This window comes from Bacillus sp. Marseille-Q1617 (assembly GCF_903645295.1).
In the GTDB taxonomy this organism is placed as follows: Bacteria; Bacillota; Bacilli; order Bacillales; family Bacillaceae_B; genus Rossellomorea.
On the sequence record NZ_CAHJXM010000001.1, the window covers coordinates 346,882 to 371,457 of the forward strand.

At 48.4% G+C, this 24,576-nt stretch carries 20 protein-coding genes and 1 pseudogene; all 21 read left to right on the forward strand.

The genetic code is table 11. The features are described from left to right. Positions 1–20 precede the first annotated feature (20 nt). The 21 genes and pseudogenes from HWX64_RS01775 to thrB all read left to right on the forward strand — a co-directional run bounded on the left by HWX64_RS01775 (position 21) and on the right by thrB (position 24,568). Positions 21–1,214, forward strand: coding sequence for a dihydrolipoamide acetyltransferase family protein (locus HWX64_RS01775; RefSeq protein ID WP_175986755.1), 1,194 nt, complete (start codon positions 21–23; stop codon positions 1,212–1,214). Next, complete coding sequence (locus tag HWX64_RS01780) at positions 1,215–2,645, forward strand: NAD(P)/FAD-dependent oxidoreductase (protein WP_175986757.1); 1,431 nt, start codon at positions 1,215–1,217, stop codon at positions 2,643–2,645. Between the two features lie 112 nt (positions 2,646–2,757). Continuing rightward, positions 2,758–3,873: a 4-hydroxyphenylpyruvate dioxygenase gene (gene hppD, locus HWX64_RS01785; RefSeq protein WP_175986759.1), complete on the forward strand. Its 1,116-nt coding sequence runs from the start codon at positions 2,758–2,760 to the stop codon at positions 3,871–3,873. A 192-nt stretch (positions 3,874–4,065) separates the two neighbouring features. Continuing rightward, positions 4,066–5,175: a histidinol-phosphate transaminase gene (gene hisC, locus HWX64_RS01790; protein WP_175986761.1), complete on the forward strand. Its 1,110-nt coding sequence runs from the start codon at positions 4,066–4,068 to the stop codon at positions 5,173–5,175. Further along, complete coding sequence (locus HWX64_RS01795) at positions 5,176–5,787, forward strand: flavin reductase family protein (protein WP_175986763.1); 612 nt, start codon at positions 5,176–5,178, stop codon at positions 5,785–5,787. Positions 5,788–5,793: 6 nt separating this feature from the next. Then, positions 5,794–6,777 carry a fumarylacetoacetate hydrolase family protein gene (locus HWX64_RS01800; protein WP_175989586.1) on the forward strand — a complete coding sequence of 328 codons (984 nt, stop codon included), beginning with the start codon at positions 5,794–5,796 and terminating at the stop codon, positions 6,775–6,777. Then, positions 6,725–7,870, forward strand: a complete 1,146-nt coding sequence (locus HWX64_RS01805) for a homogentisate 1,2-dioxygenase (RefSeq protein WP_175986765.1) — start codon at positions 6,725–6,727, stop codon at positions 7,868–7,870. Before HWX64_RS01800 ends, HWX64_RS01805 begins: the two co-directional genes overlap by 53 nt. Positions 7,871–8,033: 163 nt before the next feature. After that, positions 8,034–8,232, forward strand: a pseudogene (locus HWX64_RS21825) (hypothetical protein). 386 nt (positions 8,233–8,618) lie between these two features. Continuing rightward, positions 8,619–9,518 (forward strand): branched-chain-amino-acid transaminase, encoded by a 900-nt coding sequence (ilvE, locus tag HWX64_RS01810; RefSeq protein WP_175986767.1) that lies wholly within the window; start codon positions 8,619–8,621, stop codon positions 9,516–9,518. Positions 9,519–9,533: 15 nt separating this feature from the next. Next, positions 9,534–11,201, forward strand: coding sequence for a dihydroxy-acid dehydratase (gene ilvD / locus HWX64_RS01815; RefSeq protein ID WP_175986769.1), 1,668 nt, complete (start codon positions 9,534–9,536; stop codon positions 11,199–11,201). A 398-nt stretch (positions 11,202–11,599) separates the two neighbouring features. Continuing rightward, the gene (gene ilvB, locus HWX64_RS01820) at positions 11,600–13,321 is read left to right on the forward strand and encodes an acetolactate synthase large subunit (protein ID WP_175986771.1); all 1,722 of its coding nucleotides are present in this window, start codon (positions 11,600–11,602) and stop codon (positions 13,319–13,321) included. Continuing rightward, positions 13,318–13,839 (forward strand): acetolactate synthase small subunit, encoded by a 522-nt coding sequence (gene ilvN / locus HWX64_RS01825; RefSeq protein WP_175986773.1) that lies wholly within the window; start codon positions 13,318–13,320, stop codon positions 13,837–13,839. The genes ilvB and ilvN overlap by 4 nt, the downstream gene beginning before the upstream one ends. A 56-nt stretch (positions 13,840–13,895) precedes the next feature. Beyond that, a complete protein-coding gene (gene ilvC, locus HWX64_RS01830; RefSeq protein WP_032085550.1) occupies positions 13,896–14,930 on the forward strand; it encodes a ketol-acid reductoisomerase in 1,035 nt (344 codons plus the stop codon). Further along, positions 14,917–16,470: a 2-isopropylmalate synthase gene (locus HWX64_RS01835; protein WP_175986775.1), complete on the forward strand. Its 1,554-nt coding sequence runs from the start codon at positions 14,917–14,919 to the stop codon at positions 16,468–16,470. Before ilvC ends, HWX64_RS01835 begins: the two co-directional genes overlap by 14 nt. Positions 16,471–16,712: 242 nt before the next feature. Then, positions 16,713–17,825 carry a 3-isopropylmalate dehydrogenase gene (gene leuB / locus HWX64_RS01840; protein ID WP_175986776.1) on the forward strand — a complete coding sequence of 371 codons (1,113 nt, stop codon included), beginning with the start codon at positions 16,713–16,715 and terminating at the stop codon, positions 17,823–17,825. Between the two features lie 219 nt (positions 17,826–18,044). Next, complete coding sequence (gene leuC, locus HWX64_RS01845; RefSeq protein WP_175986778.1) at positions 18,045–19,460, forward strand: 3-isopropylmalate dehydratase large subunit; 1,416 nt, start codon at positions 18,045–18,047, stop codon at positions 19,458–19,460. A 12-nt stretch (positions 19,461–19,472) separates the two neighbouring features. Next, on the forward strand, positions 19,473–20,078 hold the full coding sequence (gene leuD, locus HWX64_RS01850; RefSeq protein WP_175986780.1) for a 3-isopropylmalate dehydratase small subunit: 606 nt from the start codon (positions 19,473–19,475) through the stop codon (positions 20,076–20,078). After that, positions 20,078–21,061 carry a threonine ammonia-lyase gene (gene ilvA / locus HWX64_RS01855; protein WP_254871010.1) on the forward strand — a complete coding sequence of 328 codons (984 nt, stop codon included), beginning with the start codon at positions 20,078–20,080 and terminating at the stop codon, positions 21,059–21,061. The genes leuD and ilvA overlap by 1 nt, the downstream gene beginning before the upstream one ends. Before the next feature lie 209 nt (positions 21,062–21,270). Next, positions 21,271–22,569, forward strand: coding sequence for a homoserine dehydrogenase (locus HWX64_RS01860; protein ID WP_175986782.1), 1,299 nt, complete (start codon positions 21,271–21,273; stop codon positions 22,567–22,569). Further along, a complete protein-coding gene (gene thrC, locus HWX64_RS01865; RefSeq protein WP_175986783.1) occupies positions 22,566–23,627 on the forward strand; it encodes a threonine synthase in 1,062 nt (353 codons plus the stop codon). The genes HWX64_RS01860 and thrC overlap by 4 nt, the downstream gene beginning before the upstream one ends. Beyond that, positions 23,624–24,568, forward strand: a complete 945-nt coding sequence (gene thrB / locus HWX64_RS01870; protein ID WP_175986785.1) for a homoserine kinase — start codon at positions 23,624–23,626, stop codon at positions 24,566–24,568. The genes thrC and thrB overlap by 4 nt, the downstream gene beginning before the upstream one ends. Positions 24,569–24,576: the final 8 nt, after the last annotated feature.

The following is a 24,576-nucleotide window of genomic DNA, read 5'->3' on the forward strand; positions in this document are numbered from 1 at the left end:
ATTAGCAGAGGGGGGAGTTTATGGAAGTCAAGCTTCACGATATCGGAGAAGGCATGACGGAAGCGAACGTGAATCACTTTCTTGTGAAAGCGGGAGACACCGTCAAAGCGGATCAGCCGCTGGTGGAAGTCCAAACGGACAAAATGACGGCGGAGATCCCGGCACCCTTTTCCGGCAGAATCAAAGAACTGACAGTCGGGGAAGGGGAAACGATCCCGGTCGGGACCACCGTGCTGCTCATGGAAAAGGAAGAAGGGATGACGGAAGCCGTTACAGCCCCTAAAAAGCCGCAGGGAATCCGGGCAAGAAGGGTGCTTGCTTCCCCGTATACAAGGAAGATTGCTAGAGAAAACGGAGTCGATCTGGATGAAGTCAGCGGCAGCGGATCGGGGGGAAGGATCCTTGACGAAGACGTGTATGCCTTTATTCAAGGAGGAGAGCAGTCACGGCCTGAAGAATCTGTAAGCGTTGAAACCGCTGTGAAAACGAAAGGGGTTCAACCATCCGTTTCCGATCATGATTCAAACACGATCCCATTACGGGGAAGACGGAAGCAAATCGCCTCCAAGATGACCCATTCCCTTCGTACCATCGCCCACTGCACTCATTTTGAGGAGATCGATGTCACGAATCTCTTAGAGTGGAAAGAGGCGATGAAAAACAATCATCAATCCATTTCGATGGGCGCTTATTTTATCAAGGTCATATCAGTCTGTTTAAAAGAGTTTCCTATATTCAATGCCGTACTGGACGAAAAGAATGAGTGTGTCCGCCTTAAACCGGAACACCACATCGGAATCGCGACGGATACAGAAGAAGGGCTGATCGTCCCCGTTATTAGAAATGTTGAAACAAAGTCGATGAAAGAGATCCATCATGAAATGAAAGAACTGACTCTTAAAGCGCAGGAAAATAATCTATCGATTAAGGATATAACCGGCGGGACATTCACGGTCAGCAATGTGGGTCCGCTTAACGGCTCGATTGGTGCGACACCGATCATCAATGAACCTGAAGTCGGCTTGCTTGCCTTTCATAAAACGAAAAAGCGGCCGATGGTGAATGATCAGGATGAAATCGTGATCCGTTCGATGATGAATGTCTCGATGTCATTCGATCACCGAGTCGTTGACGGGGGAACGGCGGTACGCTTCACCAACCGTCTCCGTGACCTCATCGAAGAGCCTCAAACCTTGCTTCTGGAGTTGATATAAATGGTAGTGGGAGAAATCACGGAAGACAAAGATGTGGTCGTCATCGGCGGAGGTCCAGGCGGGTATCATGCTGCCATCAGGGCGGCAAGCCTGGGAAGAAAGGTGACACTCATCGAGAAAGAAGAGATTGGGGGCACCTGCCTGAACAAGGGATGCATTCCTTCAAAGATCTTCACCCATTTTGCCCAGGAATATAAGAAGCTCGCCCACTTGTCTGAGATGGGGATGGAGTTTGCACAAGCAGAAGTGAATATGGCCACCCTTCAACAGTATAGAGAGAAAAAAATCTCACAGCTGCGCAAAGGAGTGGAAGCACTCTGTAAAGCAAATGAAGTTGAAATAATAAAAGGGACAGCTTCCTTTCTATCCGATACGAGAATCGGTGTGGAAAACGGACATGACTTCTCTTTGTATAATTTTAAAGAGGCGGTCATTGCTGCCGGCGGAGAATTTCATTATCCGGAGAATATTCAATTTGACTCTGAAAAAATCCTAAAAGAGCGGGAGATTTTTACGCTGGACGAACTTCCAGGCGAGCTTGCCGTTTATGGATCAGACTATATTTCCCTTGAGATGGCGTCATCCTTTGCGGTTCTTGGGAGCAAAGTGACACTTATATTACCGGAAGAGCTGCCTTTCGATTCTTCGATCACAAAAGAGATCCTGAGGCTTTTTAAAAAACAAAAAATAACCGTCCTTAAAAAATGTGTACTTCAAGAGGTCTCTCGTGCCGGCAGCATGGTGAGCACCATCCTGAATAAAGAAAATGGTGAAACGCTTTCGATTGAAAGCAGTCACTTTGCCGTAAGCGGCAGAGTGAAGCCCAACGTAAAAGAACTTGGGCTCGATCGATTGGGAATCGGATTGACCGGGGAAGGTTATATCCAAGCTGATCACCAGGGGCGAACCAGCATCCGGACACTCTGGGCGATAGGTGACGTGACGGAAGGTCCGTCCCTGGCAGTGAAAGCGATCAAACAGGGTAAGGCTGCTGCAGAAGCGATCGCCGGAAGGCATCCAGAAGTCGACCTCGAGCATATGCCGACTGTCATTCAGCTCACCCCGCCATTGGCATTCGCAGGGTTGAGCGAGAGTGAAGCGGAAGAAGCAGGCTACACGGTATCCGTCAGTGAGTTCCCTGTGAGGGGGAACGGGTATGCGGGGGTCACCGGTGCCTCAGATGGTTTGGTGAAGATTGTCAGTGATCAGGAAACGGATCTCATACTTGGTATCCATATGATCGGAGCCGGGGCCGCAGAGCTGATTCAAACAGGGGTTCTTGGGCTTGAAATGGCGGCAAGGGACGAGGATTTCAGCTTTCCGCAATATTCACATCCGGGCTTTGGGGAAAGCTTATTGGAAGCAGTGGAAGCTTTGAAGGGGGCAGCGGTGCATCTTCCTCCCCGAAAGAAAGAGACGGCGGGGAGATAACATCCTTTATTACAGAAAAGCGTTCCAGCTTTAACACCCGCTCTTGAGAAGATGACAGGAATTATTTACGATATATTCAGAATATATAAAAAGATAGCCTGGAGGGATTAGGATGCAAGAGAATACGGCAAAGAAAAGAGAAAAAGCAGAAGAACTATTTCCGGTAAGGGATGTTGATTATTTAGAGTACTATGCAGGAAATGCAAAGCAGACGGCTCACTTCTTCTGTACGGCATACGGCTTTAAAACAGTCGCATATTCCGGTCTTGAAACAGGGAATCGAGATACAGTGTCCTATGTGCTGCAGCAAAATAAAGTTCGTCTTGTGATCACTGGCAGCCTTCACGAAGGAAGCCGTGTATCACAATTCATCCATAAGCATGGGGACGGGATCAAAGACATCGCTCTTATGGTGGATGATGTTGAAAAGGCTTACACAGGAGCGGTAGAGCGCGGGGCGATTGAAATCATGCCTCCGGCCACGCTTGAAGATGATGAAGGGACATTGAAAAAAGCCGTGATCGGTACATACGGAGATACGGTTCATACCCTCATCGAGCGTAAAGACTATAAAGGGATATTCATGCCTGGCTTTGAAAAATATGATTCTGCGTTAAGCATTGATGATGCAGGGATCATTGCAGTCGACCACGTGGTTGGGAACGTGGAACGAATGGAAGAATGGGTCGAATATTATGAGAAAGTCATGGGCTTCAAGGAAATGCGTCACTTTACCAATGAAGATATCACGACTGAATACTCTGCGCTCATGTCGAAGGTCATGCACAACGGCGGAAGAATCAAATTCCCGATCAACGAGCCGGCTGAAGGGAAGCGTAAATCCCAAATCGAAGAATACCTTGAGTTCTACGGCGGACCTGGTGTTCAACACATCGCCATCCTGACAGAAGATATCGTAACGACGGTCAGCAAATTAAAAGAAAACGGTGTCGAGTTCCTGAATACTCCGGACTCATACTATGAAATGCTCTCTGAACGCGTCGGGGAAATCGATGAGGAAATTTCGAAAATCAAAGAGCTTAATATTTTAGTAGACCGTGATGATGAAGGATACCTGCTTCAGATCTTCACCAAGCCGATCGTCGACCGTCCTACGCTATTCATTGAGGTCATCCAGCGCAAAGGTGCCAGAGGTTTCGGGGAAGGAAACTTCAAAGCATTATTCGAATCAATCGAACGTGAACAGGAGCGCCGCGGGAATTTATAAAAATTAGAAATAGATAGAGAAAAAGAAAATAGAGAGAGATTGGGGTCAAAAGGGACCGGTCAGGGGGTTAACCCGTGAAGAGGAACGCCATTTCCTGTTGAATACATGCTAAAGGCTGTATTCAGCAAGGAAGGGAGCTTTCACTCGAAGCGGGTCGGCCCCCTTCATCCATGAGGAAGGCGAGGATCACGTATGGCACTTAAGTTTAAAACAAGAGAAGCGGTGACGCATATCGCTCCCTATGTACTCGGAAAAACATTAGCCGACCTGCAGAAGGAGCATGGATTGAGCAAGATTAGAAAACTCTCTGAGAATGAGAACATCTACGGCTGCTCACCGAATGTGAAAAAATGGTTCAAGGAGCAGGACGGGGACCTTTTTCTATACCCGGACGGAGCCGCCATCGAGCTTTCAAACAAAGTCGCAGCTTTTTTAGGGGTGGCAAAGGAAAAGCTGGTGTTCGGGAACGGATCGGATGAAGTCATCCGGCTGCTCACAAGAGCGTACATGACCTGCGGAGACGAAGCCATCATGGCCGATGTGACGTTCCCAAGGTATCAGACAAACGTATTTCTTGAAGGGGGCTCCCCTGTAATCGTCCCTTTGGTTGACGGCACACACGACCTGAAAGCCATGGCTGGGGCAATCACTCCAAAGACAAAGCTTATCTTTGTCTGCAATCCGAACAATCCCACAGGAACGATCGTAGGGAAGAAAGAACTCTTGGAATTCATCGAAAGCATCCCATCACACATATTGGTGGTTGTGGACGAAGCGTATATGGAATATGTGACAACTGATGATTACCTCGAAACACTGCCGTTATTATCACAGTTTGATAACTTGATTGTCCTGAGGACCTTTTCGAAGATTTACGGCCTGGCAGGGTTGCGTGTCGGGTTCGGGGTGATGAACGAAGAAATCGCCGAGCAGCTTAGAAAAGTAAAAGATGTATTCAACGTGAACATGATTGCACAAAGATCGGCCATCATCGCACTTGAAGATCAATCCTTCATCCGTGAATGCACCCATAAAAATCAAAAAGGCCGTGAATACTTAGAAAAAGAGTTTCATCGATTGGGAGTAAGCTATTTTCCGTCGCAGGCGAATTTCATCATGGTGGACACAGGTCTGAATGGCGATCATATTTCCTCTGAACTTGTGAAAAAAGGGATCGTCGTCCGTTCTGGTACCCTGCTCGGGTATCCGACGACCGTGCGCGTCACGATTGGTACGGAGGAAGATACTAAACTGTTTATTTCTTCATTGGAAGAAATTTTAAAAGCACAAGGAGGAGATTGAATGGATATTAAACCTCACACCCTCCCCTGGCAGGATGCGTATAAATTAATGGTCGGCAGTATTTTGCCGCGACCGATTGCCTTTGTCTCGACCATGGATGAGGAAGGAAGAGCGAATCTCGCTCCGTTCAGCTTCTTTACGGCGATTTCCGCAGAACCGATGCTCGTCTGTTTTTCTCCGATGAGAAAAGGAAAGGACGGCAGCAAAAAAGATACGCTTTCAAATATTGAAGAGACGAATGAGTTTGTCATCAATATTGTAAGTGAAGAATTCGTTGAAGAAATGAATAACTGTGCGATCGAATTTGACAAGGGTATAGATGAGTTTGAGCAAACAGGTTTAACAAAGAAAGAATCTATCAGCGTAAAACCTCCTGCGGTTGCTGAGAGCAAGGTACAACTCGAATGTACCCTTCATCAGGTACTTCACTTCGGGGATGAACCTGGGGCAGGGAGCCTTGTGATCGGCAAAGTGGTATGCGTCAGGATCGATGATGACCTTTATTTTGACGGGAAAATTGATTCACAGAAATTAAAGCCTGTAGGAAGACTTGCCGGTCAATCGTATACAAAGCCGCTGGCGGATTCTTTTGAAATGATTCGGAAAAGGTGAGTAATGATGAAACTTGTAAGTTTTCATGATGGAAATGAAATCAAAACCGGGCTGATACAAAATGATATTGTCATCGATTTATATGAAGCGACGGACGGGGCACTTCCAAAGGATATCCTTTCATTGATAGGACGCGGGGATGAAGCGCTGGAGAAAATATCAGGACTCGGAATGTTTTCCGAAGGTGACAAAGGGGTGCGCGTGCTGAATGATGTCACCCTGAAAGCACCGATTCCAAGGCCGGTCAGCATCCGTGACTTTTATGCATTCGAGGAGCATGTCAAAACCGCCCGGAAAAAAAGGGGCCTGGATGTTGTCCCGGAATGGTATGTCATCCCTGTCTTCTACTTCACCAATCATTTGGCGGTAAAAGGGCCGGACGAAGCAGTTGCCGGACCGGCCGACTGCCAGTGGCTCGATTACGAATTGGAAATTGCCTGTGTGATTGGAAAGGAAGGCCGGAACATCTCCAGTGAAGACGCCGAGGATCATATTTACGGCTACTTCATCATGAACGACTGGAGTGCAAGGGATATCCAGAAACAAGAGATGAAAGTCGGTCTCGGTCCTGCCAAAGGAAAGGATTTCGCCACGTCATTCGGGCCTTATTTAGTGACGAAAGATGAGTTGGAAGCCAAACGGACCGGGGACCGGTTTGATTTGAGCATGACCGCTAAAGTGAACGGGAAGCTTCTTTCCGAAGGTAATTTCAAAGACATATATTATACGTTTGCGGATATGATCGAGAGGGCCTCTAAGGACGTCACCCTCTACCCCGGGGAAGTCATCGGTTCAGGGACGGTCGGGAGCGGCTGCATCCTGGAGCTTGGGACGGAAACCCACCGCTGGCTGAAGGCTGGGGATGAAGTCGAATTGGAAATAGAGGGACTTGGCGTGCTGCGTAATAAGGTCGCGAGTTCAAGAGAGGAGGAAAACCATGTATTACCGCAAAATGGGGGAGATCCCTCACAAACGTCACACCATGTTTAAAAAAGACGACGGCACCCTGTTCAGGGAACAGGTGATGGGTACCAAAGGATTCTCCGGTACACAATCGATTCTCTATCATCATCATCTGCCGACAGCCGTCATGAAAACAGAATATCTTGGCAGCTATATGCCGCAATTTGAAGAGGATGGCGCGGTCCGCCACCGCCACTTTATGACGGACGGGGTGGAAAAGAAGGGGGATGCGCTTGAAAGCAGGGAATACCTGCTTGGAAACTCAGACCTCCTGATCGGAACTGCTTTCGTCACAAAAGAAATGAATAGCTTTTACCGGAACGGTGACGGGGATGAAATGCTCTACATCCATTTTGGTGAAGGGAAAGTGGAAACGATGTTCGGGACGATCACCTATGGAAAAGGTGATTATGTCGTGATTCCGATCGGCACGATTTACCGTGTCGTCCCTGAAGAAGATACAAAGATGCTGATTGTGGAATCCTTCAGCCAAATCACCACGCCGCGCCGCTACCGGAATGAATACGGGCAGCTGCTCGAGCACAGTCCGTTTTGTGAACGCGATTTAAGAGGACCGGAAAAGCTGGAAACCTACGATGAAAAAGGCGAGTTCGAAATCATTTTGAAATCAAGGGGCGCCCTGCATTCCCATGTGCTGGATCATCATCCGCTTGATGTGATCGGCTGGGACGGCTACTTATATCCTTGGGTTTTCAATATCGAGGATTTCGAACCGATCACCGGACGTGTCCACCAGCCGCCGCCGGTCCACCAGACTTTTGAGGGGCATAATTTTGTGGTGTGTTCATTCGTGCCGAGACTGTACGACTATCATCCGGATGCGATCCCGGCTCCTTACAACCACAGCAATGTAAACAGCGATGAACTGCTGTACTATGTGGAAGGGAATTTCATGAGCCGTAAAGGAATCAAGGAAGGATCAATCACACTCCACCCGAGCGGGATTCCGCACGGCCCGCATCCAGGAACGACCGAAGCAAGCATCGGCAAAAAAGAAACACTGGAACTAGCCGTCATGATCGACACCTTCAAACCACTAAAAATCGTCAAAAAAGCAAAAGATGTCGAAGACGAGAAGTATATGTTTACCTGGACATAACCAGAAACCAATTTAAAGTGCTATTAAAGCATTTTAAATTGGTTTTTTATTTAGAGGAATTTTAATTTGAGTTAGGGCATTGGTGGGATTTTATTGAAATGTCTCACCTTATTCAAACTTATTATGTTTAAGGACAAAAATGAGTTTGGGATAAATCCAGCAGTTGATTGGAGTGAAAGACGAAGACTCCTGCGGGAAGAGTAGCTTATGTGAGACCCCGCAGGCAAAGCCGAGGAGGCTCACGGGCTACCCGCGGAAAGCGAAGTCTTTCACGGAAATCAACTGCGTGTTCAAGTCTGCTTCTCATTCACTATTATCAATTATCAAAGGGGACTGAGAATCACCTAAATCCTTATTCATAGGCACATCTTCCTTCTGTGATATTTTTTCCATCAAACCCTGTCGAATCCCTACAAACGAATGAATCACGCCTCATTAAAAAAATTCCAAAAAAATTTATTTCAAACAAACATGATTAGGACAAAGATGTAAGCGGTTACCATATACCAGATAAATCTAAATAGTCAAAAAATTTATAAAAATACTGTTGACCTTCCCGGAAAACGGGCGTAATATTGTCCTCAATATAAAAATTCGAGCCGCAGCAAACCGGTCATCGGCCGCTCTGAGCACGCAGTCGAGGCTACTGAAAAATTGGCTCAAAAAGCAGCTTCAACCGAATGCTGCAAAACATACCAAATCTTTTAACCTATAAAACACAAATACTCCCGGGAAAGGAATGATGAACATGAACGAACAATGGATCTATTTGGACGGTCAATACGTGAAGAAAGAAGACGCAGTCGTATCGGTTTACGACCATGGTTTTCTTTATGGAGATGGAGTGTTCGAAGGAATTCGGATGTACGATGGCAACGTATTCCGTCTGGAAGAACATGTTGATCGCCTTTATGACTCAGCGAAAGCCATCATGCTCGACATCCAAGTGTCGAAAGAGGAAATGTGCGACATCATCGTAGATACATTGAAGAAAAACCAACTGGAGAATGCATACATCAGAGTAGTCATTTCTCGTGGAGTAGGAAATCTTGGTCTTGATCCATTTTCCTGCAAGCGGCCGCAGCTGATCGTCATCGCTGAGCAGCTGGCCCTTTTCCCTAAAGAATTATATGAATCCGGCATCGAAATCGTTTCAGTGGCAAGCCGCCGGAATCGTGCCGATGTTCTTTCACCGAAAGTGAAATCATTGAATTATTTAAATAATATTCTTGTTAAAATCGAAGCCAACCTTGCCGGCGTAAGCGAAGCGCTGATGATGAACGATCAAGGCTACGTTGCGGAAGGCTCGGCTGACAATATCTTCATCGTGAAAAACGGAAAGATCCTCACGCCTCCAGGGTACGTTGGAGCATTAGAAGGAATTACAAGAAATGCAATCATCGAGATTGCTGAGAATTTAGGCTTCAATATTAAAGAAGATGTGTTTACCCGACACGACGTATATACAGCAGACGAGGTATTTTTAACAGGGACCGCAGCCGAAGTCATCGCAGTCGTCAAGGTTGACGGGCGTGTCATCGGTGACGGTACACCGGGATCATATACAAATCAATTATTGCAGGAATTCAGAAACACTGTCACGCAGGATGGAAGAAAAGTTTACAAACAAAATGCTCAAGTTGGCTAAGTTGGAGGTGATATTGTGCGCAGTGACATGATTAAGAAAGGAATCGACCGGGCCCCTCACCGCAGTTTACTATATGCGACCGGGGTGAAGCTTGAAGATATGGAGAAACCATTTATCGGTGTATGCAACTCTTACATCGATATAATCCCGGGGCATATGCACCTGAACGGTTTTGCCCAGGTGGTGAAAGAAGCCATTCGTGAAGCAGGCGGGATTCCATTCGAGTTTAATACAATCGGAGTAGACGACGGAATCGCGATGGGACATATCGGAATGAGGTATTCATTACCCAGCCGGGAGCTCATTGCCGATTCAGCAGAAACCGTCATCAATGCCCACTGGTTTGACGGGGTATTTTACATTCCGAACTGTGACAAGATCACGCCCGGCATGCTGATGGCATCAGTCAGAACGAACGTCCCTTCCGTGTTTGTATCGGGAGGACCGATGGAAGCCGGGGTATCAAGTGAAGGAGATCCATTATCCCTAGTATCTGTCTTCGAAGGCGTCGGCGCTCACCAATCAGGAAGGATGACAGCCGAACAGCTTCTCGATATTGAACAGAATGCGTGTCCTACCTGCGGGTCATGTTCAGGGATGTTCACGGCGAATTCGATGAACTCCCTGATGGAAATGCTCGGCATGGCACCTCCGGGGAACGGGACAATTGTTGCCACTTCGGCTGACCGTCACCGCTTAATCAAAGACGCAGCAAAGCATCTGGTCGAGATGGTCAAGAAAGATATCAAGCCCCGTGACATCATCACGGAAGATACGATCGATGATGCGTTCGCTTTAGATATGGCGATGGGCGGTTCCACCAATACCGTCCTTCACACACTGGCAATCGCGAACGAAGCAGAAATCGATTACGACATCAACAGGATCAATAAGGTGGCAGAACGAGTGCCTTACTTATCAAAAATAAGCCCTGCATCAGATTACTCCATGCAGGATGTCCATAATGCAGGCGGAGTCAGTGCCATTATCAAGGAACTATGCGAAATGGGTGCTGTTCACAAAGACAGGATCACGGTTACAGGAAAATCCCTTTATGAAAATGTAAAAGATGCTCACATTCAAAACGATGACGTTATCCGCCGGAAAGAAAATGCACACAGCCCTGTAGGAGGATTATCCGTCCTCTTCGGAAATATCGCTCCAAATGGAGGGGTCATCAAAGTGGGGGCAGTCGATCCTTCGATCAAGACATTCATGGGTGAGGCCATCGTATACGAATCCCAGGATGATGCACTCTCCGGCATCGAAAGCGGGGAAGTGAAGGAAGGCCATGTCGTGGTCATCCGCTATGAAGGACCAAAGGGCGGACCTGGGATGCCTGAAATGCTCGCCCCTACTGCAGCCATTGCAGGAAGAGGCTTGGAAAAGAAAGTCGCACTCATGACGGACGGCAGGTTCTCAGGAGCTTCCCGAGGCATTTCAATCGGTCATGTCTCACCGGAAGCGGCTGAAGGAGGACCGATCGGAATCATTGAAAACGGCGACCCGATCTTTATTGACTTAACGAACAGAACCATTTCCTTGATGGTTTCAGAAGAAGAATTGAAATTCAGACAGCAGGAGTGGGTACAGCCTCCTCCTAAGATCAAAAAAGGATATCTCGCAAGATACGCAAAGCTTGTTACATCAGCAAGTACCGGCGGCATCTTGAAAACAGAATAAACATTAAAGCGTTGAAGAGGCAAAAGGATTGGACATTGTATTTCCAGAGAGCTGGTGGTGCTGCAAACCAGTAATACACCCAATGCCGACATCCCCTCTGAGTATCGTTCTGAAACTCATTTAGTAGGAACGATCGAGTAGCTGTTACTCGTTACAAAAACAAAGGCTGATGCATTTGAAAATCGGCCTGCTGAGGGAGACGGTCTCGTGCCGTCTCTGAATTAGGGTGGTACCGTGGAAAGGAACAAAGCCTTTTCACCCCTGCGAAAGATCAAATTCTGTCGTAGTGGGTGGAAAGGCTTTTTTATATGGAAATCAGCTGGAAGAGTCAATCGGGTTTTAAGACAGCCATATGGACCGAAAACCAAGCGATTTTAAAAAGAGGGAGGAGATTAAAAATGAGAGCTAAGTTAGAGGCAGAACCGGTTTCGCAGCCACAAGCAGAAAAAGTCAACGGTGCTGACATGCTCATGAAGGCTTTAAGGGAGGAAAAAGTTGATATTCTGTTCGGATATCCGGGTGGAGCCGTCCTGCCAATCTATGACGCTCTATATAAAGCCCCCATCAAACATGTTCTCGCTCGTCATGAGCAAGGGGCGATTCACGCTGCTGAAGGATATGCCAGAGTTTCTGGGAAACCCGGCGTGGTCATTGCCACGTCAGGCCCTGGTGCTACGAATCTTGTGACCGGGATAGCCGATGCGATGATGGATTCTTTGCCGCTTGTTATTTTCACAGGGCAGGTTGCTTCGGGGGTAATCGGGACTGATGCATTCCAGGAAGCGGATGTGGTCGGGATTACGATGCCGATTACAAAGCATAATTATCAGGTCCGCGACATTAAAGACCTGCCGCGGATTGTGAAAGAAGCTTTCCATATCGCTTCTACAGGGCGGCCGGGCCCGGTGCTGGTGGATATTCCAAAGGATTTGACGGTACTGGACGCCCCGCCGGTGAAAGACGTGGAAATGGATCTGCCGGGGTATCAGCCTAATCTTCATCCAAATCCGCTTCAGATCAGGAAGCTTGCGGATGCCATTAAAGTTTCAAAAAAGCCGGTTATCTTAGCCGGAGCAGGTGTTTTGCACGGTAAAGCGTCAGAAGAATTAAAAAACTTTGCTGAACAGTTCGACCTTCCCGTCATCCATACCCTTTTGGGACTGGGAGGCTTTCCGGCCGATCACCCGTTATTTTTAGGAATGGCTGGCATGCATGGCTGTTATGCAAGTAATATGGCTCTTTATGAATGTGATCTCTTAATCAATATCGGAGCACGATTCGATGACCGTCTGACCGGAAACCTCAAGACATTCGCCCCTAAGGCAAAAGTGGTCCATATCGATATCGACCCTGCGGAGATTGGAAAAAACGTCACCACTCATATCCCGATCGTCGCTGATTCAAAGGAAGCACTGAAAAAGATACTTGAGCACGAAGCAGTCAAAGGCGATACAGAGGAATGGCATCGCCACCTCCAAGCTAATAAACTTGAAAATCCTTTTTGGTACAGCAAAACAAATGACGTGTTGTCTCCACAGCTTCTCATTGAACAGGTATACGAAATGACGAACGGCGAAGCGATCGTCACCACCGATGTCGGTCAGCATCAAATGTGGGCAGCCCAGTACTACTCATTCAAAAAACCGAATAACTGGGTCACTTCCGGTGGTCTCGGCACGATGGGCTTCGGATTCCCGGCGGCAATCGGCGCCCAGCTTGCGAATCCTTCAAGCAAGGTGGTAGCGTTCGTCGGGGACGGCGGATTCCAGATGACACTGCAGGAATTGGTCCTTTTAAAAGAACTCAATCTTCCTGTAAAAGTCGTCCTGCTGAACAACAGCACGCTTGGAATGGTGAGGCAGTGGCAGGAAACCTTCTATGAAGAAAGATACTCGCAATCACTGTTCTCCCTGCAGCCCGATTTTGTGAAACTGGCTGAATCATACGGAATCAAAGGTTATCGAGTGAAAACACAAGAAGAAGCCGAAACGGTTCTAAAAGAGGCATTGACCAGTGACGAACCGGTTCTCATCGACTGCCTGGTGAATCCGAAGGAAAATGTCTATCCGATGGTGGCCCCAGGTAAAGGAATCCACGAAATGTTAGGGGTGAAACCATGAAGCGGATTGTAACAGCGCTGGTTCATAACCGCAGCGGCGTGCTCAATCGGGTGACTGGATTATTTACGAAACGCCAGTTCAATATCGAAAGCATTTCCGTCGGCTACACCGAGGTGGACGGAATCTCCCGGATGACATTCGTCGTCAACGTGGAAGACGACCGCAAAATCGAACAGCTGATGAAGCAGCTTCACAAACAAATTGACGTACTGAAAGTAACGGACATCACCGATCAAGGGGTGGTCGCCCGCGAGCTGGCATTGATCAAAGTGTTGAGCACAGGTCAGACGAGATCCGAAATCAACGGCATCGTGGAACCATTCAGGGCTTCCATCATCGATGTGGCAAGAGACAGCGTCACCGTCCAGGTCACCGGGGAGACATCAAAGATCGAAGCCATCATCGATTTACTAAGACCTTATGGTATCAAGGAAATTGCCCGCACCGGCATCACCGCCTTTGCAAGGGGCAATGGAAAACCAGTCACAGATCTGAAACAGTATTCAATCGTGAACTGACGGAACCACCGCTAAACGGCGTGAATTTTATAAAAAAACTGGAGAGGATGAGCGAAATGGTAAAGGTTTATTATAACGGAGATGTGAATGAAGAGGTTTTAAAAGGGAAGAAGGTTGCGGTCGTAGGATATGGCTCCCAAGGTCATGCCCATGCACAGAATTTGAAGGAAAGCGGCTTTGATGTAGTCGTCGGTCTGCGTAAAGGAAAGTCATGGGATCAGGCGGTGGAAGACGGACTGGATGTCTATTCTGTCCGCGAGGCATGTGAACAGGCGGACGTAATCATGGTCCTTCTGCCGGATGAACATCAGCCTAAGGTGTATGAAGCAGAAATCAAGCCAGCCCTTACAGCCGGAAAAGCTTTAGCTTTCGCTCACGGATTCAACATCCACTTTAGCCAGGTTGTTCCTCCGGAAGACGTCGATGTATTTCTGGTTGCCCCTAAGGGTCCCGGTCATTTAGTACGCAGGACATTTGAAGAAGGTGCGGGTGTACCGGCACTGTTCGGAGTGTATCAAGACGTATCGGGTCAGGCGCGTGAAGTCGCACTTGCCTACGCAAAAGGAGTAGGGGCCGGCCGCGCCGGGATCCTTGAAACCTCATTCCAGGAAGAAACGGAAACGGATCTATTCGGAGAACAGGCAGTGCTTTGCGGAGGGCTGACATCCCTAGTGAAGGCAGGATTCGAAACGCTTGTGGAAGCAGGATATCAGAAAGAAGTTGCATACTTTGAATGTCTGCACGAACTGAAATTGATCGTCGATTTAATGTACGAACAAGGTCTTGAAGGCATGCGCTACTCCATCTCGGATACCGCACAATGGGGAGATTTCGTTTCAGGACCGCGCGTCGTGAACGAAGAAACAAAAGCACGCATGAAGGAAGTGCTGTCAGACATTCAAACAGGAAAATTTGCAAAAGGCTGGATCCTTGAGAACCAGGCGAACCGTCCGGAATTCAATGCCATCAATCAGCGTGAAAGCAAGCACGAACTCGAAGTGGTAGGGAAGGAGCTCCGTAAAATGATGCCATTTGTTCAGCCGAAATCCTCTAAAAAAGAGAAGGAAGTGGTAGCAAGTGCGAACCATTGAAATTTTTGACACAACGCTTAGAGACGGAGAACAATCGGCCGGTGTAAATCTGAATACAGTAGAAAAAATAGAAGTGGCAAAGCAGCTCGAACGCCTCGGGGTCGACGTCATTGAAGCCGGGTTTCCTGCAGCTTCAAAGGGTGATTTCGACGCAGTGAAGAGGATCGGTGAAACGATCAAAAACAGTTCCGTGACTGGATTGGCAAGAGCAAGTATACGTGATATCGATGCTGTATGGGAATCGCTGAAAACGACTGCCGAGCCAAGGCTCCACGTCTTTATCGCGACCTCCCCGATCCACATGACCCACAAGCTGAAGATGACGCCTGATCAAGTCATTGAGAAAGCGGTCGAAACGGTGAAATACGCGAAGAAATTCTTCCCGGTCGTCCAGTGGTCGGCAGAAGATGCCGGCAGGTCGGACTTGAATTTTCTGGTCAAAATCATGGAGAAGGTGATCGATGCAGGTGCATCGGTCATCAACCTGCCTGACACGGTCGGATATATGACACCTCAGAAATACGGTGAGATGTTCCGATTCGTACGCGAGAATGTCCCGAATATCGACGGAGTGAAACTATCCGCCCACTGCCATGACGATCTTGGAATGGCGACGGCGAACTCGCTCGCGGCCATCGAAAATGGGGCCGATCAGATTGAAGGGACGATCAACGGAATAGGTGAACGGGCCGGGAATGCAGCCCTTGAAGAGGTGGCAGTCGCCCTCCGGATCCGCGAAGACTTTTACGGCGCGACTACCCGTTTGAAGCTCGATGAAATCAAGAAAACGAGCGCACTCGTCAGCAAGCTGACCGGAATGAGGGTACCGGCCAACAAGGCGGTCGTCGGCAACAATGCCTTCGCTCATGAATCCGGGATCCACCAGGACGGCATGCTGAAGGAGAAAACAACGTATGAAATCATTACGCCTGAGCTGATCGGTGTCAATTCCACAAGACTCGTCCTCGGCAAGCATTCAGGGCGTCATGCTTTTAAAAATAAGGCACTTGAACTTGGCTTCGACCTGACGGAAGAGAAGCTGAAAGAAGCATTTGATACCTTTAAAGATTTGGCAGACAAGAAGAAAGAAATCGTCGACGACGACCTGTTCAGCATCCTGACGAACAAGCAAACCGAAATCGGCGAAGGTGCAGGATTCAAGCTTGAAAGGATGCAGGTACAGTACGGCATGGATAATATCCCGACCGCAACCATAGAGCTCCGCGATGAAAACGGCGACCTGAAGCAGCTCGCCTCAACCGGATCGGGAAGCGTGGAAGCCATCTACAACACAATCGAATCGATGCTTCCATCGCCATCCAGGCTCCTTGATTACAAAATCAACTCAGTCGGCGGAGGCAGGGATGCCCTGGCAGAGGTGTATGTCCGCCTAGAGTATGACGGAGATAACACAAGCGGCCGCGGCACCGCACAAGATGTCCTTGAAGCATCCGCCCGCGCTTACCTGAACGCAGTGAACCGGATGCTGCAGCAGAAGGCGGCGATGAAGGAGAAAGTGGCTGTGAACGCCGGAGTATAGATTTTATATTTTTCAATGAGGCCTGTCTCAAGGCAGGTACTATATTCGAAAGCAATGTTAATGGGAAGATCTAGCTGTTGGTTGGAGTGCAAGACGGAGACTCCTGCGGGAGAAGTGGCCAATGTGAGACCCCGCAGGCGAAAAGCTGAGGAGGCTCACGGGTCACCCGCGGAAAGCGATGTCTTGCACGGAAATCAACAGCGGTGTTGTAACAGATTTTATAAAAACAGGAGGTAGTTCTAATGAAGAAAAAAATCGCAGTGTTGCCTGGAGACGGTATCGGTCAAGAGATCATGGATGGTGCATTAGAAGTACTGAAAGCGGTGGGTGACTGGTTCGGCCATGAATTCGAAGTCGAAAAAGGCTACATCGGCGGAGCAGCTGTCGACCGGTTCGGTACACCATTACCTCCTGAAACAGTCAAGCTTTGCAGGGAAAGTGACGCCGTGCTCTTAGGGGCAGTCGGCGGCCCGAAGTGGGAGCACCTGCCAAAAGAACAGCGCCCTGAAAAAGGACTGCTTGCCATCCGTAAAGAATTCAATCTATTTGCGAATCTGAGACCGGTCAAAGCATTCGAAAGCTTACTGAATTCGTCTCCTCTGAAAAAAGAAATGGTCGAAGACGTCGATCTGGTAATTGTCCGTGAGTTGACGGGAGGCTTGTATTTCGGTCAGCCATCAGGCCGGCAGGGGAAAAACGATGAGGTAGCAGTCGATACCCTGGTGTATGAACGAAGTGAAATCGAACGAATTGTCCGTAAAGCATTTGCTCTTGCTCAGAAACGAAAGAAAAAGCTGACGTCCGTTGACAAGGCGAACGTTTTGGAAACGAGCCGAATGTGGCGGGAAGTCGTGAATGAAGTAGCGTCCGAATACCCGGATGTGGAAGTGGAGCACATGCTGGTGGACGTGGCTGCCATGAAACTGATGTATCAGCCGAAACAATTCGATGTACTGGTGACGGAGAATATGTTCGGGGATATCCTCAGCGATGAGGCTTCCATGATCACAGGGTCTCTCGGAATGCTGCCTTCTGCAAGTTTAAGAGAAGACTCTTTCGGACTCTATGAACCAGTACACGGCTCCGCACCGGACATCGCCGGTAAAGGAAAAGCCAATCCGCTCGCTATGATTCTATCGGCTGCCATGATGCTTCGTCACTCGTTCGGCCTGAAAGAAGAAGCCGAAATGATCGAAATGGCCGTGCAGGAAGTATTGAACGCCGGCTACCGTACCGGTGACCTTTGGACGATGGGACGCGGAACCGTTGTCGGAACCGGGGCGATGAGCCAGCTTGTCGTTGAGCGCCTGGAAGCGGATCATGCATTGAGCTCGATTTTGGCGGCTTATTTGTAAGAAGGAAAGGATAATAGACTCACTTCAACGGGTATCGACACTCGATGAAATTCGACATTTAGAGCAAATATCATAGATTTCGCGCAAAAATATGATGAAAGCGAGCATACTTGTAGGATTTTCGAGCATAAATCGAAAATTCCGCGCATAAAGTCAGATTTTCATAGGGATACGAACCACAATAGAAGCTATAAAGACAAACAAATCAGGAGGGAGATCATGGCAGGGAAAAATATCATTGAAAAGATATGGGAAAAACATATTGTGCACGAAGAGAAAGGAAAGCCGGATTTACTATATATCGATCTGCACCTTGTTCATGAGGTTACATCTCCCCAGGCCTTTGAGGGGCTTCGTCTCAAGGGAAGAAAGGTTAGAAGGCCGGATTTGACTTATGCCACGATGGATCATAATGTTCCGACCCGTGAGCGCCATATTGTCCGGGATGAAATCGCGAGACTTCAAATGGATACACTGGAGAAAAATTGCGAAGAGTTCAATGTGGAACTATCCGATATCCACCATCCGGATCAGGGGATCGTTCATGTCATAGGTCCTGAGCTTGGCCTTACACAGCCGGGTAAAACGATTGTCTGCGGCGACAGCCATACTTCGACTCACGGAGCGTTCGGGGCACTCGCATTCGGGATCGGGACCAGTGAAGTGGAGCACGTACTCGCGACCCAGACCCTTTGGCAGTCCAAACCGAAAACACTGCAGGTGGAAGTGACCGGCGAACTTGGTTTCGGGGTATCGGCAAAAGATGTGATCCTTCACATCATCTCCGCCTACGGAGTGGGATTCGGCACCGGTTATGTCATTGAATTCACGGGTGATGTCATCCGGAATCTCACGATGGAAGAGCGGATGACGGTCTGCAATATGAGTATCGAAGCAGGTGCGAAGGCCGGATTGATCTCTCCTGATGAGGTGACATTCGATTATCTCGAAGGCAGGGAGCATTTGCCTAAGCATAAATCATATGACGAACTGAAAGTGGAATGGGGTTCACTGCAAAGCGACAGCGATGCAGGGTACGACGACCATATCACAATCAAAGGTGAAGATATCGAGCCTCATGTAACATGGGGAACGAATCCCGGCATGGGTGCCGGAATCTCAAGCTCTGTCCCTCATCCAGAGGATTTCCGGGATCCTTCAGACCAAGAAGGAACGGAACGGGCTCTTCGGTATATGGGACTCGAAGCCGGGATGCTAATTGAAGATATCCAGGTGGATTATGTCTTCATCGGTTCTTGTACAAACTCGCGATTGAGCGATCTAAGAGCGGCAGCAGAAGTCGTGAAAGGCCATAAAGTCAAAGAGGAAGTTACCGCACTTGTAGTGCCGGGTTCTTTCAAGGTCAAACAAGCGGCTGAAGCAGAAGGACTCCACGACATTTTTAAAGAAGCGGGATTCGAATGGAGAGAAGCGGGATGCAGCATGTGCCTTGCCATGAATGACGATATCGTTCCACCGGGAAAAAGATGTGCATCAACGTCCAACCGGAACTTTGAAGGACGCCAGGGGAACGGGTCCCGGACCCACCTTCTCAGTCCGGCGATGGCCGCTGCTGCTGCGGTTACCGGAAAGCTGACAGACGTAAGAAAACTAAAAGCAGCGACAGTATCCTAAGGAGGTGGCCACATGGCAATCAATCATTTGGAGGGAAAAGTATTTCCTCTTAACCGCGACAATGTCGATACAGATCAAATCATTCCGAAGCAATTTTTAAAAAGAATTGAACGTAAAGGATTCGGGCAGTTCCTTTTTTATCACTGGCGCTTCGAAGACGATGGAAAAACGTTGAGAGAAGATTTTCAACTGGATACTCCTGAATATTATGATTCGGAAATCCTTCTCGGAGGTAAAAATTTCGGATGCGGTTCATCAAGGGAGCATGCCCCGTGGTCACTTCAGGACTTTGGATTCAAGGTGATCATCGCCAAAAGTTTTGCTGATATTTTTTATAATAACTGCATGAAAAACGGGATCCTGCCGATTTCTTTGGCTGAAGATACAGTTGACGCCCTATTTAAAAATGAACGAAAAGCAGACGTCTATAAGATCGAGGTTTCACTGGAGTCCCAGATGCTCTGCGATTCTGAAGGGCTCATTGCATCCTTCGAGGTAGATCCGTATTGGAAAACGATGCTGATGGAAGGACTCGATGAAATAGATCTGACATTGCATTATGGTGAAAGAATCGAGCAATACGAAAAACAAAATGAGGTGAGTGTCTTGGGAATTTAATGAATAGTGCTGATGTTGTAGAAGCGATGGAAAGAATTTGTGGTCAAGTGCATCGGACACCGTTGAAGCAGTCTTCCACACTGAATGCTTTCACTGGCGGGAACATTTTCATGAAGATGGAAAATTTGCAGCGGACCGGCTCCTTTAAGGTAAGAGGGGCCATGAACAAAGTGATGTCCCTGTCTGAGGAGGAAGCGGCAAGAGGGATCATCTGCGCTTCCGCAGGAAATCACGCCCAGGGAGTCGCGCTTGCTGCCTCTCAGCGGAATGCGGGTTCCAAGATCTTTATGCCAAAGCGGACGCCATCTGCAAAAGTGGAGGCGACAAAGCATTACGGAGCGAACATCGTATTAGAAGGGGAGACCTATCAAGAAGCTTATAGTGCTGCCGTCAAAGAAATGAAGGAAAGGGGCTCGACATTCGTTCATGCATTTGATGATCCAAAAGTGATGGCGGGGCAGGGAACCGTCGCGCTTGAAATGCTTCAGCAGCTCAGTGATCTGGACACGATCCTGGTCCCGGTCGGAGGCGGAGGTCTGCTTGCCGGCATGGCACTTGCGGTAAAATCCTTTAATCCAAGGGTGAACATCATCGGAGTGCAGGCTCTCGGAGCACCGGCCACCTATAATTTCTTTACAGGGAAGAATAAAGGCTCCCTGAATCATGTACACACAATCGCCGATGGCATCCTGGTGAAGAAACCGGGAGAACTGACTTTCCCGATCATCCGCAAATACGTGGATGATATGGTCACGGTGACCGATGAAGAAATCGCGTATGCCATGATGTTCATGCTCCAGCGAGAGAAAACATTAGTGGAAGGTGCAGGTGCCGCATCACTCGCGGCAGCGATGTGCCATAAAGTAAAGGTCCACGGGAAGAAAGTCGGCTGTGTCGTATCAGGGGGCAATGCGGATCCAAGCAAGATCCCAGTTTACCGGGAACTCTCAAAGATGGTCCGGCAGCTGCATTATATCGGATAAAGAAGGACTGCTCCTGACCTGGAATGGGATCAGGGGCGGTCCTCTGTTATTAAGATAAGAAATTTTCATTCCCAATCTACCAACCAAGAAAGCTCTTACATTAAGAAAATACGAAATTAGGTATTGTAATAGGAAATTATTTCTACTATAATGTCCTCTATACAAATACAAATGTACACCAGAAATAAACAATTGGAGGTTTTCGACTTATGGAATCAATTTCAATCGGACTTTTGGGACTCGGAACAGTGGGAGCCGGAGTAGTGAAGATCATTGAGAATCATCAGGATAAATTGTCGCATCAAATCGGCTGTCCTGTGAAAGTGAAAAAAGCCCTTGTTCAGGACTTGGATAAGGACAGGGGACTGACGATCGGGGACGGGATATTGACCTTGAATCCGGAAGAAGTCCTGGCCGACCCTGAAATTGATATTGTGGTCGAAGTAATGGGAGGAATCGAAGCAACGAAGGAGCATCTCCTCCACGCATTGAAAAATAAGAAACATGTCGTGACGGCAAATAAAGATCTGATGGCCGTGCATGGACCGGAGCTCCTGAAAGCAGCTTCTGACAATGAATGTGATTTATTTTACGAAGCAAGTGTAGCCGGAGGGATCCCTATTTTAAGAGGTCTGGTAGACGGGCTTGCATCAGACCGCATCACGAAAATGATGGGGATCGTCAACGGGACGACGAATTTCATCCTCACGAAGATGACAAAAGAGGGCAGGAGCTTTGACGATGTATTGAAGGAAGCGCAGGACCTGGGGTTTGCCGAAGCGGATCCGACTGCCGATGTCGGCGGGCTTGATGCAGCGAGGAAGATGGCGATCATGTCGACACTTGGATTTTCGATGAACGTGGATCTCTCAGACGTAAAGGTGAAGGGAATCACCGATGTGACAGCTGAAGATATTGAATATGCCGGACAGTTCGGGTACACGATGAAGCTGATCGGATACGCACACCGCGACGGGGAAAAGGTGGAAGTGAGCGTAGAGCCGGCATTGCTGCCGAATGAGCATCCGCTGTCTTCGGTCAATGATGAATACAATGCCGTATACGTATACGGAGAGGCTGTAGGGGAGACGATGTTTTACGGACCCGGGGCAGGAAGCCTTCCAACCGCAACAGCCGTCGTTTCCGATATGGTATGCACAATGAAGAACATGAGACTTGGTGTGACAGGAAAGAGCGCTGTGAATCCTCAGTTCCCGAAAAAATTAAAGGAACGCGATGAAATTTCGTCTCAATACTTTTTACGCCTTCATGTCCAGGATGAAATCGGAGTGCTGGCAAAGCTGACATCCATTTTTTCAAATCACGGGGTGAGCTTCGAGAAAATCCTTCAAAATCCATTGAATGGAGCGGGGTATTCTGAAATCGTACTTATCACTCATAAAGCATCGCTTGATCATTATGAAGACATTTTGATGGAGCTTAAGGACTACCATGCGATTCATTCGATCGAAAGCTCTTACCGAGTGGAAGGGGGAGAGAAAGGATGAGATGGAAAGGCCTGTTAGAACAGTATGGGGAATATCTTCCCGTCACGAATGAGACACCTCTTTTGAGTCTGAATGAAGGAAATACACCATTGATCGAATTAAAAACACTTTCCGATGAATGGGGAATCGAGCTTTATGCCAAGGTTGAAGGAGCGAATCCGACAGGCTCTTTCAAGGATAGGGGAATGGTTCTCGCGGTGGCCAAAGCGATTGAAGACGGAAGTTCGACGGTGATTTGTGCGTCGACGGGGAACACTTCCGCCTCTGCAGCTGCCTATGCAGCAAGAGCCGGGATCAAATGCATCGTGGTGATTCCTGAAGGCAAAATCGCGCAAGGGAAACTGGCGCAGGCTGTCATGTACGGCGCAGAGATCATCTCGATTGAAGGGAACTTTGACGAGGCACTCGAAATCGTGCGCGAATTGAGTAAGACAGAATCTATGACTCTCGTGAATTCTGTGAATCCATACCGTTTGGAAGGCCAGAAGACCGCTGCCTTTGAAGTAATTGAAGGTTTGGGCGGGGCACCTGACGTTCTTGCAATCCCAGTGGGCAATGCCGGGAATATTTCAGCTTATTGGAAAGGATTCAAGGAATACAGCCAGCGTGAACAATCCAGTCTGCCGCGAATGTTCGGGTTTGAAGCTTCAGGAGCCGCGGCCCTTGTTCACAACAGGGTGTTCCCGCAGCCTGAAACGATTGCGACTGCGATCAGGATCGGGAATCCGGCAAGCTGGGATTATGCAGTGGATGCGCTCCAAGAATCGGATGGTCATATCGATGAAGTGACGGATGATGAAATTCTCGATGCATACAGACTGATTGCGAAGAAGGAAGGAATCTTTGCTGAACCTGCTTCCTGTGCCTCGATTGCAGGAGTTAAGAAGAGCCTTGAAAAGGGCTTGCTGAAGAAAGGAAGCAAGGTTGTGGCGGTTCTGACAGGCAACGGCCTGAAGGATCCAGTGACAGCCATGGAACACAGTCCGGTACAGCCGGTCAAGCTTCCGAATGATAAAGAAAAGGTGAAGGATTATATTAAAGGAACGATCGGGGTATGAAAAAGCGCGAAGCCAGGTCCTTTAAAATCACCGTCCCGGCAAGCACCGCCAATTTAGGAGCAGGGTTTGATTCACTTGGATTGGCGCTTGATCTTTATTTGAAGGTGGAGGCAGTAGAGTCCCGCGCCTGGCATGTAACGGCCCTTTCAAAGGAACTGGAGCAATTCCCTTCTGATGAAACGCACTTCATAGTCGAGGTTGCCAAAGACACAGCAGAAGCTTACGGGAAGAAGCTCACGCCATGCCATTTATATGTGAAGAGCGATATCCCGTTGACAAGAGGTTTGGGATCGAGTGCTGCGGCAGTGGTTGCAGGCATTGAACTGGCGGATGCTTCATGTGGACTGAATTTGTCTCCACAGAAGAAGCTCGAGATGGCGACAAAGTATGAAGGACATCCGGATAATGTCGGTGCCTCGTTATACGGAGGATTCGTCGTAAGCTGTCAGACGGAATCCGGGGTGAAGCTGCTGCCTCTGTCCCAATTGCCGATTGAAGTGGTGACAGTCATTCCGAAGACTGAATTAAAGACATCGGAATCGCGGGATGTACTGCCGGAAAAAGTGACCTTTCAGGAGTCTGTACTTGCAGGGTCTGTATCCAATGTACTGGTTGCAGCATTTATCACCCAGGATTGGGAGCTTGCAGGGAAGATGATGAAACAGGACCGCTACCATCAGCCATACCGAAAAAAACTTCTCCCCCACTATGAGGCAGTCGAGGAAGTGGCATGCAGGTTTGGTGCGTTTGGAGTGGCACTTAGCGGAGCAGGCCCAACCATCGCCTGCTTTGTTGAAAAGGAAACAGGCGAATGGCTTTTGAGGCAGCTGAAGCAATCCTTCCCTGTCATGGATGTCCGTAAGCTTTCGATCAGTACAGCAGGAAGTGAAGTCGAAATAATGGAAGCCGGCCGGACGGAGGCCCGTCCCTCATCGCTTTAACGCGACGG

Bases quoted from the DNA above. Each gene is read 5' to 3' on its own strand.
- HWX64_RS01775 (WP_175986755.1), top strand. From the start codon at position 21: ATGGAAGTCAAGCTTCACGATATCGGAGAAGGCATGACGGAAGCGAAC.
- HWX64_RS01780 (WP_175986757.1), top strand. From the start codon at position 1,215: ATGGTAGTGGGAGAAATCACGGAAGACAAAGATGTGGTCGTCATCGGC.
- hppD (WP_175986759.1), top strand. From the start codon at position 2,758: ATGCAAGAGAATACGGCAAAGAAAAGAGAAAAAGCAGAAGAACTATTT.
- hisC (WP_175986761.1), top strand. From the start codon at position 4,066: ATGGCACTTAAGTTTAAAACAAGAGAAGCGGTGACGCATATCGCTCCC.
- HWX64_RS01795 (WP_175986763.1), top strand. From the start codon at position 5,176: ATGGATATTAAACCTCACACCCTCCCCTGGCAGGATGCGTATAAATTA.
- HWX64_RS01800 (WP_175989586.1), top strand. From the start codon at position 5,794: ATGAAACTTGTAAGTTTTCATGATGGAAATGAAATCAAAACCGGGCTG.
- HWX64_RS01805 (WP_175986765.1), top strand. From the start codon at position 6,725: ATGTATTACCGCAAAATGGGGGAGATCCCTCACAAACGTCACACCATG.
- ilvE (WP_175986767.1), top strand. From the start codon at position 8,619: ATGAACGAACAATGGATCTATTTGGACGGTCAATACGTGAAGAAAGAA.
- ilvB (WP_175986771.1), top strand. From the start codon at position 11,600: ATGAGAGCTAAGTTAGAGGCAGAACCGGTTTCGCAGCCACAAGCAGAA.
- ilvN (WP_175986773.1), top strand. From the start codon at position 13,318: ATGAAGCGGATTGTAACAGCGCTGGTTCATAACCGCAGCGGCGTGCTC.
- ilvC (WP_032085550.1), top strand. From the start codon at position 13,896: ATGGTAAAGGTTTATTATAACGGAGATGTGAATGAAGAGGTTTTAAAA.
- leuB (WP_175986776.1), top strand. From the start codon at position 16,713: ATGAAGAAAAAAATCGCAGTGTTGCCTGGAGACGGTATCGGTCAAGAG.
- leuC (WP_175986778.1), top strand. From the start codon at position 18,045: ATGGCAGGGAAAAATATCATTGAAAAGATATGGGAAAAACATATTGTG.
- leuD (WP_175986780.1), top strand. From the start codon at position 19,473: ATGGCAATCAATCATTTGGAGGGAAAAGTATTTCCTCTTAACCGCGAC.
- ilvA (WP_254871010.1), top strand. From the start codon at position 20,078: ATGAATAGTGCTGATGTTGTAGAAGCGATGGAAAGAATTTGTGGTCAA.
- HWX64_RS01860 (WP_175986782.1), top strand. From the start codon at position 21,271: ATGGAATCAATTTCAATCGGACTTTTGGGACTCGGAACAGTGGGAGCC.
- thrC (WP_175986783.1), top strand. From the start codon at position 22,566: ATGAGATGGAAAGGCCTGTTAGAACAGTATGGGGAATATCTTCCCGTC.
- thrB (WP_175986785.1), top strand. From the start codon at position 23,624: ATGAAAAAGCGCGAAGCCAGGTCCTTTAAAATCACCGTCCCGGCAAGC.